This window comes from Binatus sp. (SeqCode) (genome assembly GCF_036522015.1).
GTDB lineage: Bacteria > Desulfobacterota > Binatia > Binatales > Binataceae > Binatus.
Window position 1 is genome coordinate 1 of sequence record NZ_DATDGQ010000233.1, and the last position, 15,368, is coordinate 15,368.

The following is a 15,368-nucleotide window of genomic DNA, read 5'->3' on the forward strand; positions in this document are numbered from 1 at the left end:
GCATGAATCGACGGTGTCGCGGCGGCTGGCGCGCACTCGCGACCAACTCAGACTCGCGATCGAGCGCACGCTGCACGACGGCGATAAGCTGAGCCAGGACCAGATTCGGCTGTGTTATGATTGGGCTGCGGGCGATTTGCAGATCGATATGTCGCGTGCGCTCCCGGACGTCGAATGAAGCGACGCGCACAGTGCAATTTTCCCGCCGCGGTTCGTTCAAAGAGAAAGGAATCGTGATGACGTGACGCCGCCTGACAAAAATAACGAGCCGCTCGACGCGATCCTGCGACGTGCGATGCGCGCGCAGCCCGGTCCGGCGACGCCCGAGTGCGCGGATGCGGACTCGCTGGCGGCATATAGCGACCGGTCGTTGGCTGCGTCGGAGCGCGAACGTCTCGAAGCGCACTTTGCCGATTGCATGCGATGCCAGGTGATGCTGTCGGATATTGCTCGCGCCGACGAGAGCGCACGCGAGGCGACGGCGGCGTCTGAAGTCCCTTGGTATCGAAGATGGCGCGTCGCGATACCCGCGCTTACGGCGATCGCCGCGGTTCTCGTTTTCGTTGCGATACGGCGTCCTGCGAACGAGGAGCCGAAGAACGAGCTTGTCGCGATGGCGAAGAATGAAGCTCCGCGCATGGAGGTCGCCGAACGGGCGCAAGCGCTCGCGCGTGCGCCGAGAGCGCAAGTGGCTGCGCCCGCAGGGCACGTCGCAACGCTCGCCTCGCGACCGGCAGCGCCCGTCTCGAAAGAGCTCGCGATGAATGAAGCTCGGCCCGAGGTGGCGGCGAAGCGTGAAGTTCTGCGGATGCATCGCCCAGCACCGGCGCCAGCACCAGCGTCGCCGGCCGCCGCTCCCGCGCCGCCTCCGGTCGAAGGCGGGCGAGTGGTTGCGATTGCTCCGGCAGCGCCGGTCGTTGAACCAACCTCGGCGGCGGTTGGACAACCTACTGCGTCCGTATCGAGTGAGCTTGCGATGAATCAACCACAACCGGAAACGGCGCAGCGCGCGGAATCGATGGGCTACGCTGCGCGCGATCTGAGCAGTAAGGCCGCGGCTCCCGGTAACGGAGGGTTGGTCGCCGCTCCTGAAGGTGCAGCTCCGGCGACGGTGGGCGCGGCATTCGGCCACAGCGGCGCGGCCTTCGGCGGCACAGCGGTGGGCGCCGGATCCGGTGCAATAGCTGGCGCCGCGGCAGGTAGCGGAGCCCCGGGTTACCAAATACTTGGCGCCGCGCCGGCGGGCCGTCAGTTTGCAGGCGAATTGCCGATCGCTGGAGCGATCTCGGCGCCCGTCCATTCTGTCGCTTGGGTCGTTGGCAAAAATGGAACTGTCCAGAGGCGCGAAGCGAATGGCGCAATGCATTGGCAACATAGCGGTGTCACCACCGACCTGGTCGCGGGCTCGGCGCCGTCGGCGACTGTGTGCTGGATCGTGGGCCGCAGCGGAACGATCATCCGCACCACCGATGGCGAGCATTGGGAGCTCATCAAATCGCCAATCGCTGACAATCTAGTGAGGGCCACCGCAGAGAGCGCCAACGTCGCAACTATCACGACGGCCGGCGGGAAAGCATTCGCGACGTCCGACGGCGGTGCGAGTTGGCATCAGCAGTGAAACCCCTCCGTGGGTTTCACACTTCCCTGGGCAGGGGTAACCCCTGCACCTTAGTGTTAAGAGATTGAGTTCTCATCTCTTATTGATTTGTCGGTGCGGGCGCGCGCGTCCAGAGCGTGAAGTGATCGGTCGCCAGGACCGGGCGGAAGCCGTTGCTCGTCAGGAAATCTTCGGGGACCAGCACCAGCGGGAGTAATTGAATCGGTGAGTCGCTGATGACGGCCGAGACTTTTCCGCTGGCTATGGCGTCGCGCATCTGGTCGGTCCAGAAGTGGCGGGTGTCGGAGATAAGCTGGAAAAAGTCGGCTGTGCCGAGATGGCGGCGTGCGGCGAAGAAGCCATCGCGATCGTACTCGGCTTTCGCTTCGCGATAGACGCCGTAGGTTTCAGGATAGCGGATCAGTTCGCGGCGGCCGGCTTCGAAGCAGATGAACGACGGCGCGATCACGTCGTCGCCGGGTTTGCTCGCGGCGCGCAAGGCGTCGGCGAGCTGCGAGATTTCGGCGCGCGGCGCGAAGCCGAAGCCATAGACGGCGCCATGCAGCCAGTTCTCATTGACGAGCGGCGCCATCCAGATCAGAGAGATCGCGATCAACGCAGCACCGGCTCCAAGCAGCTGCCAATGCTCCCGGGAGTTCCGGCTCGCCTGGATGAGTGCTATCGCGCCGAGCGCAGCGACGATCGTAATGAAGGGCAGCGGTTCGAGATAGTTGTGGCCCCACGCGGTCGGACTCAGCACGCCGTAAAATGCGTATTCGGCGACGACGATCGCGAGCACGAGAATCACCGCGCGGTCGAAAAGGCGATCGGCAAAGATTCGCCAGCATCCGAGGACGAATAGCGGCACCAGCACGTCGAGAATCATCGCCGGGTAGAGCGCGGTGGTGAGGCCGAGGTCGCGACCTTTCAGAAAATGAAAGACGAAGGTCTGGAAGATGAACTCACTGCCGTAGAGCCGATAAAGGAGCGCGCTGAAGGCGGCGATTGCGAGCGCGAAGATTGCGCCCGAGAGCATTGCGTGCGCGATTCGGCGGTACGCGACGGCGATGAAAATCAGCATCACCGGGAATGGAATCACGGCGGTCAGCTTGATTGCGCATGCGACGAAGAAGATGAGCGCAAGGAAAGCGGCCTGGCGAAGCGCGGGCATCGTGTCGTCGAGCGTGACGATTGCGCCGAGGACCAGCAGCGGCGCGACGAAGCTCTCGCGCTCGTAAGCATGGTAGCGAAAGACCAGCGAGCTGTAGGCGTAAAGAATCGACGCGGCGATTGCGGTCGGGCGGCCGGCGACAACGAAACGGCGGGCGAGCACGTACGTCAGGATGCTGGCGGCGAAAATCGCGGCCTCGTTCAGGAACTCGATCGACAGATAGCTTGCGCCGAACAACTTGAGGTAACCTGCCGCGATCCATTCGAGCAGCGGCATATGCGGTTGAACGAAATCGAGATACGGGCGCATCCCGACGCTCACCAGCCACGCGCTCTCGAGGTAGAAATCGTCCTCGACCCATATTTCCGGGTAGAGCATGCGCGCGATGCGCGGGATGAGCAGCACGACGATGAGCCACGCGCCGATGCGGACGGAGATGTGCTGCGATGAGTCGCGCGAAGTCATCGGCGCCTCGCATGGCGCCGTCGGGCGTTACGCTTAAGCCCAGCTGGCTGGAATGGGGACTCTTCGTGTTGATAGTCCTCCCGTTCGCAAGGCTCGTAACGTCTACGGGTCTCCGACGCGCGATGGAGCTGATGCCGTGGCCCGACGGACTTGAATACTCCGCGGCGGCGCTGAATCTGACGAAGGGGCGTGGGCCGGTGCTGCATTTCGGTGGATATACTTACCCGTCGCGCTATACGGCGGGCTACCCGCTCCTGCTGGAATTCTTTTCCCGCCTCTTTAGCCGTCAGGCTCCGTTGCTCTGGGTTCCGACGTTCGTCATTGCTGAGATAACGCTGCTCGTGGTTTTTTACCTGGCGCGCATGTGGACCGGTCGAGCCGCCGGACTGATCGCGGCGCTGATGCTGGTGCTCTCGCCGATATTCATCACGTATTCGATGCTGGTGATGAGCGATGTGCCGACGTTGTTTATTACGACTCTCGCAGCGGTTGCGCTGCTCAGTGCCACCGAGGAAGCGCCGACCCGGTCTAAGGCAACACGCACACGGGACTGGGGGATGTTTGGTCTGTTGGCCGGATTCTCGACGATCATGCGGCCGACTAATGGCGTAATCCTGGTTGGGCTCGTGGTGTGCGTTTTGATGGTGCCGTTCGAACGTAGAGAGCTCGCGAGCTTGCTTGGAGCGGGCATCGCAGTGGCGATTGGATTTGCGATTCCGGTCGCATGGCAGTTGCATCAGAATGCGATCAATCTCGGGAGTCCGTTCGCGAGTGGATACTCGTGGTGGGTGCCGGAGGTCTATGGCGCGGGCGGCAAGACCTTCAGTGCCGCGTACCTGTTCGGTCCGACGATGCCGCGGAATCCGTACGGCAATCTGCTGGTATATGTCACGACGCTGCTGGGACTGGACGGATTCATAGGGCATCGGGCGAGCCCGGGTTACTTCCTGTATCCGTTCGCGGCGGCGGTGTTCGCGATGGTCGGGTTCGTCGCGATTCTTCGTGACCCCGAGAAGCCGGCGGTGCGCAGGTTGATGTGGTTCGGCCTTGGATATCTCGGCGCGCTGACGGCGCTCTACTGCTTTTATATTTTCACCGATGTCGCATTCATTTTGCCGGGCGCCTTCATCTTGTTTGTCGCGGCGGGCGCCGGCGTGGCGATCGCGAATCGATGGATGCGCGACGTGATGCGCGATCAGAATCGGCGCGGCTGCAGGCTCGCCGTCGCGGCGGGCGTGATCGTGCTCGATGTGCTGCTCGTGATCTCGCTCGCAACAGAAGCAGTCTCGCGGCTGAGCGCCAGACCTCAAGATCCTCTGATGGTCGAATCGCTGCAGTCGCTGGACTCGAGTATGTCGTGGGACGTGACAATCGTCAGCAACATCTCGCTGCAGTTTCTTGATTTGTATCTCGGCGAGACGAGAAGCTACGTCGGGCTCAATTCGCTCGATCCCGGGGAACGGTTCACCGACTACCATCTGCATCGCCTGTATGAGAAACGCGCGGCGGGTTGGAGCGGGCCGGTGCCGGCGGTTGTGTTTGACGGCGAGCAGATGTCATCGGCGGCGGCGGACTCGCTCGCGGCGGCGATTGATGGAAAGAGGCCGGTGTTTCTGGTGATCGCTGCGCCCGAGTCGCAGCAGTATGCCGATGTGCTGAAGGACGAACTCGACCAGTTGCAGGGGAAGTTCGCGATCGAGCCGGTGTCGCAGAACGAGGCGATCGCGGTGTATCGGCTGACTGCGCGGAAGTAGATGGGAGCGGTTCTACCACCGGTTGTGGTCCTGAGAAGGACGTACCACCAGAGGTAGTTTTGTTCCGTCGAATTTAGTTTTTCGACAACGGGCGAGGCTCGAGGCTGAGTGATGGTTGCGGCCGGCATCTGGAAAGGTGTCCATACCAAATTGTTAACACGGTTGGGACGGTTTGGTCAGGTTGAATAGTTCATCCCTGAACTGGGATCGGCGGAATGAGTGCCCGGAGTTCTACATCGGCGGGTAAGCGCAGCTGCGATGGCGCGGGTTGTACCTCTCCCGGCGCGCCCGTTCAGTGCGCGCCGACCTCCTCTCGGACAAGGGGAGGATAGGTTCTGGATCGTTGTGCGAGGAGCTTCTTACGCGGTGATGCTCGTGGGAGGCGGGTCGATTGCGGGGGGGCCGCCGTAGCGGCGGCGGCAGATTGCGTAGGCCGGCCAGACGAAGGCGCCAAGGACGATTGCCAGGATGAAGTCTCGCTTGGCTACGCCGGCGGAGATGGCGAGGCCGAAGGTTGCGGCCCAGGTCAGGATGGGGAGCGCTACGATTAGAGCGAGGCCTGGGCGGCCGCCGCCGATTGTGAACATGCCGGCGCGATCGGGCATCAGGTTGCGCAATTTCAATAGTGCGAGGAGTTCGAGCGTTAGAGCTGCCATATAGAAGAAGACGTCGAGCACTACCAGCGCGACGAACCCGATTGGCACGAGCAGCGTGAAGGCTACGCAGCAGAGCAGGATCGATTTGCCGGGCGTCGCGGTCGTGGACCAGAGCTGTGCCAGCGGCGGCGACAGGTAACGCTCGCGGGCCAGGACAAACGGCATGCGCGACACCCAGAGCATCGCGGCTTCGAACACCGCGAACGACATCACGGTGCCGCCGAGTGCCAGTGCGGCGCCGAGTGCGCGGCCGCCGATCGCGTAGCCGACCTGCGAGAACGAGCCCGTACCCCATCCGGCGGCGGTGGTCGAACCCGAGACGGAGACTGCGAGCGGGAGCAGGTAGCCAGCGACGATTACCGGCATCGCGATCAGGACGGCGCGCAGATAGTTGCGCCGCGGATTTTCGATTTCGGCGGACACGACGCTCAGGTTCTCCCATCCGCTGAAATTCCAGATGACCACCGTCAGGCCAGCACCCAGCGCGCCTAACGCGTCTGTGCCGAAGAGCGGCGGCGTCGGCATGGCGAAGTGGACGAGTCGCGGGATGCCGACGATGACGAGGATCGCGAATGGCGAGACGAGTAATCCGGCGAGTACGATCGAGGCCATCCCGACCGGCCTGACCCCGAGAAAATTAAGTCCGCCAGCGAGCCATACCAGCGCGATGCCGATTGCGATTTGGGCCGGTGGGCCGAGCGGCAGGATGAACGAAAGGTAGCTGGCGAAAAGCACGGGATAAATCGCCATGTCCACGGCGGTGTAAAGAATTGACAGATACGCCTCGGCGAAACCGGCGAACGGGCCGAGCGCTTCCTTGACCCAGAAGTAGAAGCCGCCTTCCACCGGCATCAGCGCCGTCAACTCCGCCGCCATCAGGGCGGTCGGCAGGCTGAGCGTGAGCGGCACGACGATGCATAGCAGGAGCGTCAGGCGCGGACCGGCCATCCGGACGGAGTCTTCGAGGCCGTAGGCGCCGCCGCTGACGACCAGGTACATCACGCATACCAGGGGGATCAGGCCGAGCTTGCGCGGCGTGCGCAGGGTGAGCGCGAGCGGGGCGGCGTTCTTTTCAGTCGGGACGTGGGGCAATTGCGGGGCGGCTCCGGCTCCCCTGCCTAGCCGAGGCGATGCGCAGTGGCAAGCAGGCAAAAGATCGGCGATCGATCAAATAGTGGTTGCAAGGTCGCATCTGATGGCGGATTTCTTATAGTGTAAAGGGTGCGCAAAGGTCCGCAGGCTGGTGTAACGTCGCGGGACACCTCGCGTATAAGATCGAAGAGCGTGGTGCGAGCCGCAAATTGATAAGCTCTCCCGGGAATCTTTTTTTGCGATGATATGTTTCAGTACACGCGCGATGATCGCGCTCGGCGCCGCATCGATCGCATTTCTGGGTTGCACCTCAATCGCCAGAATCACCAGTGCGAAGCCCGAGTATGTCCGCAGCGCCAGCGTCGGTGGAGATAATCCCTTCGGCGGCGCGCCTGCGGTGGACGTGCCGTCAGATGCGCGCGCGATGAGCGCGTTCCTGCGGGCCGAGGTCGCGATGAACGATGGCGACCGCGAAGAGGCGCTCAAGGATTACGCGGACGCAGTCCAGTCCGATCCTGGCAACGCCGCGCTGAAGGTCCGGCTGGCGACGCTCTACGTCCGCGACGGGCGGCTGAAAGATGCGCTCGAGCAGGTAAACCAGGCGCTCGCGATAAATCCCGACTCGGCTGACGCGCGGCTGCTGGGCGCGGGTATCAGCTCGGCGCTCGGCGACGACAACACTGCGGAGAAAGACTACCGCGAGGTATTGCGCCTCAACCCCAAGAACCAGGAAGCCTATTTGTATCTCGGCACGCTCTACGCCAAGCGCGGCGACTACGACAATGCCGAGAAGACCTTCCAGGAGCTGATCGCGCTCGATCCCAATTCCTTCCTCGGCTACTACTACGCGGGCAAGGTGATGGTGGCGTCGAAGAATTACGCGGCCGCCGAAAAATACTATCAGAAGGCGCTCGACCTCAATCCGCAGTCAGAGCTGGTGCTGCTTGATTTTGCGCTGCTGCGCGAGCGGCAGGAACGTCCGCAGGACGCGCTGGTCTATTACAACAAGATCACGCAGGTGAATCCGAACAACGAGCTGGTGCGCAAGCGCAAGGCGGAAATTCTGGCCGGCCAGAAAAAGTACGCCGAGGCGCTCGACGAGCTGAAAAAAGCCGAGCAGGTTGAGACCAATCCGGCGGACACGCGCACCAAGATCGGGCTGCTGTACGTCGAGCAGGGTAATTTCGACGACGCCGCGACTGAGTTCAATCTGGTGCTCGGCGCCGAGCCCAACAACTACCGCGTGCACTATTATCTCGGCACCGTGTACACCGAACTTTCAGAGAACGACCGGGCGATCGCCGAGTTCGACAAAATTCCCGGCGACAACGAGCATTACGTCGAATCGCGCCTGCAGCTGGCGTACCTGTACGACAAGCAGAACAAGTACGATGAAGCACTGGGTGCGCTGAAGGACGCGCTGGCGAAGAAGCCCAACGATCCCGAAATCATCGGCTTCATGGTCGGCGTCTACCAGGAAAAGAAGGACTACCCGGCGGCGATCGCGCTGGCGCGCAAGATGGTCGCGGCCGATCCCAAGAGCGACAAGTTCCACTTCACGCTCGGCGCGGCGCTCGATCAGAACAAGCAGCGCGATGAAGGCATGGCCGAGATGAAGAAAGCGATCGAGCTGAATCCGGCCAACGCGCAGGCGCTGAACTATCTCGGATACAGTTACGCCGAACAGGGAACCAACCTGGTCGAGGCTGAAAAATTAATCAAGCGCGCGCTCGATATCGAACCCGAAGACGGATTCTACGTCGACAGCCTTGGATGGGTGTACTACCAGAAGGGCGACTACAAGCAGGCGGTCGAACAATTGGAACGCGCGGTCAACCTGACCGGCAGCGATCCGACGATCACCGAGCATCTTGGCGACGCGTATCGCAAGCTCGGCAAAACCAGGGAAGCCGGGCACGAATACACGGACGCGCTGAAGAAGGCGCAGGAAACCGACCAGGTCGCTCGCCTCAAGGATAAAATCCAGGTCCTGCAGAATGCCGCCAGCGCGGGCCACTGAACGCACCAGGCGCCGAAAAACAGTTTCGCTCGCGGCGGCCGCATCGATGCTCCTGCTGGCGACGCTCGAAACCTCCGCCTGCGTCGTCGTACACACTCCGCCTATTCCAGAGAAGGCGACTCCCATCGCGCAGCCTGACGAAGCCAAATTCCAAGCCCAAAAAATGATCGCGGCGCTGATCGAGCGCGACCGCAGACTCGCCTGCGTGCAGAGTCCAGCCGTGATGGAATACACAGCCGGCGATCAGCACGTGAAGGCGAAAGAGGATATCGTCGCCCAGCGTCCCGGTAATCTGCGCGTCGAGGCGATGGCACCGTTCGGCGTGGCACTGGTGCTGGCAGCTCAGGGCACGGAGCTGGCAATCTTCGAGCCCGGGCAGAATCGCTTTATGCGCGGGCAGGCGAACGCCGACACGCTCTACAAGTACGTGCGGATACCGATGGCGCCGACGGACGCAGTGGGTCTGCTGATGGGACTCGCGCCGCCCGCGTTTGCGCTGGGTAACAGTGCGGACTCGGTGGCGAATGACGGCGCGATGCTGGTGGCGACGTTCGGCAACGCGGCGTCAGGGACTCGCGCGCTTGGCTTTACCGGCGGCAATCTTGCGATGGTGCGCGACACCGGAACGGACGGGCGCATTAACTACGAGGTCCGTTACAGCGACTATCATGATATCGGCGGAGTGATGTTTCCGTACGTCGTCGAAGCAAGCTTTCCGGCGGCCGGCAGCCACGTCACGTTTCGATATCTGCGGCCGATCATCAATGGAGTCATTCCCGACTCGACGTTCGTGTTAACGCCGGCCTCAGGGGCCACTCTGATGAATCTGAGCTTTTACGATGACGACGCGTTTTCAAATGAGAGCTGAGAGCCTGCGCGACCGAATTTCATCCATCGTCATATGCGCGATTGCGATGACTTCGCTCGCAATCTTATCCGGATGCCGCGTTAGCAGGTCCGGGAGCGATCACCAGAAAAGTCAAATCCTCTATCAGGCGGTTGGCGGCGATCCGCGCACCTTCAATCCGATTCTGGTCACCGACGGGACCTCTGGCGCGCTCACGGGCGATCTATTCGAGAGCCTCATCCGGGTGAACCCCATCACTACCCTGCCGGAGCCGGGGCTGGCCGAGAAATGGGACATCGCGACCGACTACAAGACGATCACATTTCATCTGCGCCGCGACGTGAAGTGGTTCGACGGCCAGCCTTTCACCGCGCGCGACGTGCTGTTCACCTTCGACGTAATCTATGATCCCAAGGTGGCCAACAGTCTTCGTCCGATACTCACGATCGACCACAAACGCATCACCGCCGAGGCGCCCGACGACTACACGGTCGTCATGCATCTGCCGAAACCGTTCGCGCCCTTGCTCTACTCGGTCGGCGTCCAGGTGATCCCGGCGCACATCCTCGAACCTGTGTGGAAGGCTGGAAATTTCAACCATACCTGGGGCATCGACACTCCTCCGGCGCAACTTGTCGGCGACGGCGTGTACAAGATGGTGCGCTACGCGCAGAGCCAGGTCGTTAACTACGAGCGCAACGATCACTACTGGATGAAGGACGAGCACGGCGGTCAGTTGCCGCGGCTGCACGGTCAAAACGTGACGATCGTGCAGGATCAGAACGCCGAGTATCTGCGTTACTTATCGGGGCAGATCGACGTCTACAATCCGCGTCCCGAGGAAGTCTTTCCGCTTGAGAACAAGAGGGACAACAAGGAACTCGACATCAGTGTTCAGAAAATCGGCATCGACACCGGATCGCTGTTTTTCAGCTTCAATCGCAGCCCGCGGCATTTCGTCAAAGACGGCGTCACCAATCCGAAGCTCGCCTGGTTCAGCGATCTCAAGTTCCTGCAAGCAATGGCGCACATGATCGACAAGAAGTCGATGATCGATCTTGTCTATCACGGGCTCGCAGAGGCGGCAGTTGCGGATATCTCGCCCGAGGACAAAATTTTCGCCAATCCCAATCTCAAGGACTACGACTACGATCCGAAACTTGCTGCCGACATGCTCGAGGCAGCCGGCTATCACCTCGTCAAACCCGGCATGCGCACCGATCCGAAAGGCAATCGTCTCGAATTCGATCTCACCACCAACTCCGGCAATCCCGAGCGCAACCAGATGTGCACCATCTTCAAACAGGATATCGAGAGCCTCGGCATCAAGGTGAACTATCGGCCGCTCGAGTTCACCACGCTGATCGACAAGCTCGATTCGTCTTTCGACTGGGATTGCATATTGATGGGATTCGGCGGCGTTATCGAACCCAACGATGGCGCGAACTTCTATCGCTCGTCGGGCAATCTTCACATCTGGTATCCGAATCAGCCCAAACCCGCCACGCCGTGGGAGGCGGAGATCGACGCACTGCTCGACCAGGGCGCGTCCGAAATGGATATCAGCAAGCGCCCTCAATACTACTGGAGAATTCAGCAAATCCTCCACGACCAGTTGCCGATACTCGAGACTGTGCGCCAGCAACGCTACGCGTCGTGGAAAAACTCGCTGCTAGGCTATCAGCCCACGGTCTGGGGCCCGACGCCCGCGAGCTCTTACAAATCGGAGTGGATCGAATTCAAAGCCGACTGAACATCCGGCGCACCGCGCACGTCGAAATATCAGGCCCGACGACACCTCGATGACACGATGACCCGCTTTCTGATCCGTCGCCTGCTCAACATGATCCCGCTCATCCTCGGGATCACCTTCATTTCGTTCCTCGCGATGTCGTTGGTGCCCGGCGACTTCGTCTCAAATCTCAAGCTCAACCCAGCCATCACGCCCGAGGTCATTCACCAGCTCGAGGCGCAGTTCGGCCTCGATCAGCCGCTGATGGTCCGCTACTTCAAGTGGCTGTGGGGCGTGCTGCATCTCAATTTCGGCTTCTCGCTGCAGTACCGCGTGAGCGTCACCGGCCTCATCGCGTCGCGGGCCTTCAACACGATCGTCCTGTCGGGGGCCAGCATGATTTTCTCGTGGGCGATCGCGATTCCGATCGGAATAATCGTCGCGGTGAATCAGAACTCGATCTGGGATCGCTTCCTTTCATTCATGGCGTTCTTCGGGATGTCGGTGCCGAACTTTTTTCTTGCCTTCCTGATGATGTACCTGGCGCTGAAAACCGGATGGTTTCCGATTGGCGGCACCTACTCGCCCGACTACGCGACGCTCGATCCGATGAGCCAGGTCGCCGATCGCATCAACCACCTCATCCTGCCGATGTTCGTCCTCGGTATCTCCGGCACGGCGGGACTGATGCGCCTCATGCGCTCGCAGATTCTCGAAATCAAAAATTCTGAATTCGTCCGCACCGCGCGCGCCAAGGGACTGTCCGAACGCGTCGTCATCTACAAGCACGTGCTGCGTAACGCGCTGAACCCGTTCGTCACGATGGCCGGATATTCACTGGGCGACTTGCTCGGCGGCGCCGCCCTGGTCGAGGCCGTGATGAACCTGCAAGGGCTCGGACTGCTGATGCTCGAGGCGGTGCGCTCGCTCGACATTTACCTGGTGATGGGCTCCGTGTTGATGGGCACGATCCTGCTGTTAGTCGGCAACCTGCTCGCCGACATCGCGTTGGTCGCAGTCGATCCGCGCGTCGATTTTTCATCGGTGGCGGCTGAATGAGATGAATGCTGTCCCGGCATTGCAGGCGAATCTCCAAGGCGCAGCGATATCGGCGCGGAAACCGTCGAGCGTCGCGCGCGAGTGGCGGCTCGCGTCGCGGACGGTGCGCTTTTCTGCGATCTGCCTCGCGATATTTTATCTACTCGCCGCCGCGTCGCCGTTCTTCGCGAGCTACGACCCCACTTATCAGAACCGCGAGATGCCGGATTGTCCGCCGATGTCGATCCATCTGAGTGCGCCGTCGGAATGGTCGCGCAGTCTTTTCTACAGCCATCCGATGCACATGCAAGACAAGCAGGCGCGCAAATTCAGCGCCGACAACTCTCAGCGGCTCGACATACACCTATTCTCGCACGGGCATTTGTTCACCACCGACAGCGAGAGTGAGCCGTACTTCATGCTCGGCAGCGACGGCCTCGGGCGCGACCTCTACTCGCGAATCGTGTACGGCTCGCGCGTCAGCATGTGCGTCGGGCTGATCGGCGTGCTGATCACTTTTTCACTGGGCATAACAATCGGCGCGCTGTCGGGTTACATCGGCGGGACGGTCGATTTCCTGATCATGCGATGGTCCGAGATCGAGATGTCGCTGCCCGCATTTTATTTTCTGCTCGCGCTGGCTGCAGTAATTCCGTCGGGGCTGAGCGCGGTCGCGACGTTCTTCATGATCGTGGCGATCATGAGCTTCATCAGTTGGGCCGGCTTTGCACGAATCATCCGCGGGATGGCGTCATCGGTCCGCTCGCGGCCGTACGTCGAGGCGGCGCGTGCGCTGGGCGCATCGCGATGGCGCATCATCACGCGCCACATCATCCCGTCGGTGATGGGCTACGCGATCGTCGCGGCCACGCTCTCGATCCCGGGCTTCATCCTCGGCGAGAGCGCGTTGTCGCTGCTCGGTCTGGGAATCCAGGAACCCGCCGCAAGCTGGGGCAACCTACTCGCGCAAGCGCAAGACGTCCAGAACCTCGCGCGCTACCCATGGATCCTGATTCCCGGCATTTTCATTTTTCTCGCCGTGATGTCGTTCAACTTCCTCGGCGACCACCTGCGCGACCGCCTCGATCCCGCCAACGCTGGATGATCTGATACGCTTAACTCACGTGAAATCGCTGCTCGAAGTTAAATCGCTGCGCACTTCGTTTTTCACCGACGCGGGAGAGGTGCGCGCGGTGGATGGCGTTAGTTTTTCGGTTGCGCCGGGGAAGTTGCTTGGGATCGTTGGCGAGTCGGGGTCGGGCAAGACGGCGAGCGTGCTCTCGATCATGCGGCTGCTGCCGGAGTCGGCGCGAATCATGGGCGGCGAAGTGATTTTCGAGGATCAGGATCTGCTGAAGCTCAGCGAGCCCGAGATGCGCCATGTTCGCGGCGCGCGGATTGCGATGATCTTCCAGGAGCCGATGACTTCGCTGAATCCCGTTTTCACGATCGGCAGCCAGATTGGCGAGGCCGTCCGGCTGCATCAGCACACCACTCGCGCCGAGACGCGCAATCGCACAATCGAGGCGCTCAGGATGGTCGGGATTGCCGACCCCGAACGTCGCATCGACGACTATCCGCATCAGTTGTCCGGCGGAATGCGCCAGCGCGTGATGATCGCGATGGCGTTGTCGTGCAATCCGCGCCTGCTGATCGCGGACGAGCCGACCACCGCGCTCGACGTCACGATCCAGGCGCAGATTCTCGATCTGATCGGCGAGTTGCAGGTGCGGCTCGGCCTCGCCGTGATCCTGGTCACGCACGACCTCGGAATCGTCGCCGAGTATGCTGACGACGTGACAATTCTTTACGCGGCGCGCGTGATGGAGCAGGCGCCGACGGCGGAGCTGTTTCGAAATCCGCTCAATCCGTACACGCGCGGATTGCTCGAATCGATCCCCGGCATCGACGGCACCCGGCACCATCGCTTGCAGGCGATTCCCGGCTCGATTCCGAACTCGCTGAATCCACCGGCCGGATGCAGATTTCATCCGCGATGTCCGCGCGCAATTCCTCAATGTTCTGCGGCTGAGCCGCCGCTCGAGAACAAAGGCCCTAACCATTATGTCGCCTGCATCCGCGCCTAGTCCCATCACGTCGGCAGGTAATGCTGCCCCGGCGCTGGTTCGCGTCGTGAATCTCAGTAAAGAGTTTCCGGCGGGATCGACCAGCATCATCGGCGGAACAAAGCTTTCGGTGAAAGCAGTGGCGGGCGTCAATCTGGAAATTCAGCCCGGCGAAACGCTCGGCCTGGTCGGAGAGTCGGGATCGGGCAAATCGACGCTGGGACGGCTGATTCTTAAACTCCTCGAGCCAACCGAAGGCGCCGTCTATTTCGACGGCCGCGATCTCTCGACGCTGGGCCGCGCGGAACTCCGCATGCTGCGCCAGCAGATGCAGTTGGTGTTTCAGGATCCGTACGCGTCATTGAATCCGCGGATGCGGGTGCGCTCGATCGTCGGCGAAGGAATCGAGATTCACAAGCTCGCGCGCGGCCGCGAAAAAGAAGATCGAATTGCCGAGCTGCTCGCGATGGTCGGGATGAGCGCGGATGCGATGGATCGACTGCCGCACGAGTTCTCCGGCGGGCAGCGGCAGCGAATCGGAATCGCGCGGGCGCTCGCGGTGAATCCGCGCTTCCTGGTGCTCGACGAACCGGTCTCCGCGCTCGACGTCTCGATCCAGGCGCAAATCATCAACCTGCTGCAGGACCTGCAGGAGAAGCTGAAGCTCACGTACATGTTCATCGCGCACGATTTGCGCGTGGTCGAGCACATCAGCAATCGCGTGGCGATCATGTACCTCGGCAAGATTGTCGAAATCGCGACGCGCGACGAGATTTACCTGAACCCGCGGCATCCCTACACGCGCGCGCTGCTGTCGGCCATTCCGACGATCGACACCGCGAACAAGCCCGAGCGCATCAAGCTGCCCGGCGAAATGCCGAGTCCGATGAACCCGCCGCCCGGCTGCGCCTTCCATCCACGGTGTCCTTA

The 15,368-nt window shown here is 61.5% G+C and carries 11 protein-coding genes; 9 read left to right on the forward strand and 2 right to left on the reverse strand.

Annotation, left to right across the window (positions count from 1 at the left end):
• The first annotated feature begins 241 nt into the window (after positions 1–241).
• The gene (locus VIW95_RS09970; protein WP_331585957.1) at positions 242–1,618 is read left to right on the forward strand and encodes a hypothetical protein; all 1,377 of its coding nucleotides are present in this window, start codon (positions 242–244) and stop codon (positions 1,616–1,618) included.
• A 79-nt stretch (positions 1,619–1,697) separates the two neighbouring features.
• On the opposite strand, the gene VIW95_RS09975 is transcribed toward VIW95_RS09970, so the two are convergent.
• Entirely contained in the window at positions 1,698–3,233 is a 1,536-nt protein-coding gene (locus tag VIW95_RS09975; protein WP_331585959.1) for a hypothetical protein, read from the reverse strand.
• On the opposite strand from VIW95_RS09975, the gene VIW95_RS09980 reads away from it, so the two are divergent.
• The gene (locus VIW95_RS09980; RefSeq protein ID WP_331585961.1) at positions 3,215–4,987 is read left to right on the forward strand and encodes an ArnT family glycosyltransferase; all 1,773 of its coding nucleotides are present in this window, start codon (positions 3,215–3,217) and stop codon (positions 4,985–4,987) included. The genes VIW95_RS09975 and VIW95_RS09980 overlap by 19 nt on opposite strands.
• Positions 4,988–5,346: 359 nt before the next feature.
• On the opposite strand, the gene VIW95_RS09985 is transcribed toward VIW95_RS09980, so the two are convergent.
• Positions 5,347–6,735, reverse strand: coding sequence for an APC family permease (locus tag VIW95_RS09985; protein WP_331585963.1), 1,389 nt, complete (start codon positions 6,733–6,735; stop codon positions 5,347–5,349).
• A 265-nt stretch (positions 6,736–7,000) separates the two neighbouring features.
• Here VIW95_RS09985 and VIW95_RS09990 point away from each other — a divergent pair, with 265 nt between their 5' ends.
• The 7 genes from VIW95_RS09990 to VIW95_RS10020 form a co-directional block, all read left to right on the forward strand.
• Positions 7,001–8,755 carry a tetratricopeptide repeat protein gene (locus VIW95_RS09990; RefSeq protein ID WP_331585965.1) on the forward strand — a complete coding sequence of 585 codons (1,755 nt, stop codon included), beginning with the start codon at positions 7,001–7,003 and terminating at the stop codon, positions 8,753–8,755.
• Positions 8,733–9,623 (forward strand): hypothetical protein, encoded by an 891-nt coding sequence (locus VIW95_RS09995; RefSeq protein ID WP_331585967.1) that lies wholly within the window; start codon positions 8,733–8,735, stop codon positions 9,621–9,623. Before VIW95_RS09990 ends, VIW95_RS09995 begins: the two co-directional genes overlap by 23 nt.
• Positions 9,613–11,355: an ABC transporter substrate-binding protein gene (locus tag VIW95_RS10000; RefSeq protein WP_331585969.1), complete on the forward strand. Its 1,743-nt coding sequence runs from the start codon at positions 9,613–9,615 to the stop codon at positions 11,353–11,355. Before VIW95_RS09995 ends, VIW95_RS10000 begins: the two co-directional genes overlap by 11 nt.
• Before the next feature lie 57 nt (positions 11,356–11,412).
• Entirely contained in the window at positions 11,413–12,393 is a 981-nt protein-coding gene (locus VIW95_RS10005) for an ABC transporter permease (protein ID WP_331585971.1), read from the forward strand.
• Position 12,394: 1 nt separating this feature from the next.
• A complete protein-coding gene (locus VIW95_RS10010; protein WP_331585973.1) occupies positions 12,395–13,477 on the forward strand; it encodes an ABC transporter permease in 1,083 nt (360 codons plus the stop codon).
• 19 nt (positions 13,478–13,496) lie between these two features.
• The gene (locus VIW95_RS10015) at positions 13,497–14,459 is read left to right on the forward strand and encodes an ABC transporter ATP-binding protein (RefSeq protein ID WP_331585975.1); all 963 of its coding nucleotides are present in this window, start codon (positions 13,497–13,499) and stop codon (positions 14,457–14,459) included.
• A gap of 46 nt (positions 14,460–14,505) precedes the next feature.
• Positions 14,506–15,368, forward strand: an 863-nt coding sequence (locus tag VIW95_RS10020; RefSeq protein WP_331585977.1) for an oligopeptide/dipeptide ABC transporter ATP-binding protein, incomplete at its 3' end; no start/stop codon positions are given.

Bases quoted from the DNA above. Each gene is read 5' to 3' on its own strand.
- VIW95_RS10005 (WP_331585971.1), top strand. From the start codon at position 11,413: ATGACCCGCTTTCTGATCCGTCGCCTGCTCAACATGATCCCGCTCATC.
- VIW95_RS10000 (WP_331585969.1), top strand. From the start codon at position 9,613: ATGAGAGCTGAGAGCCTGCGCGACCGAATTTCATCCATCGTCATATGC.
- VIW95_RS09990 (WP_331585965.1), top strand. From the start codon at position 7,001: ATGATCGCGCTCGGCGCCGCATCGATCGCATTTCTGGGTTGCACCTCA.
- VIW95_RS09995 (WP_331585967.1), top strand. From the start codon at position 8,733: ATGCCGCCAGCGCGGGCCACTGAACGCACCAGGCGCCGAAAAACAGTT.
- VIW95_RS09980 (WP_331585961.1), top strand. From the start codon at position 3,215: ATGAGTCGCGCGAAGTCATCGGCGCCTCGCATGGCGCCGTCGGGCGTT.
- VIW95_RS10010 (WP_331585973.1), top strand. From the start codon at position 12,395: ATGAATGCTGTCCCGGCATTGCAGGCGAATCTCCAAGGCGCAGCGATA.
- VIW95_RS09975 (WP_331585959.1), bottom strand. From the start codon at position 3,233: ATGACTTCGCGCGACTCATCGCAGCACATCTCCGTCCGCATCGGCGCG.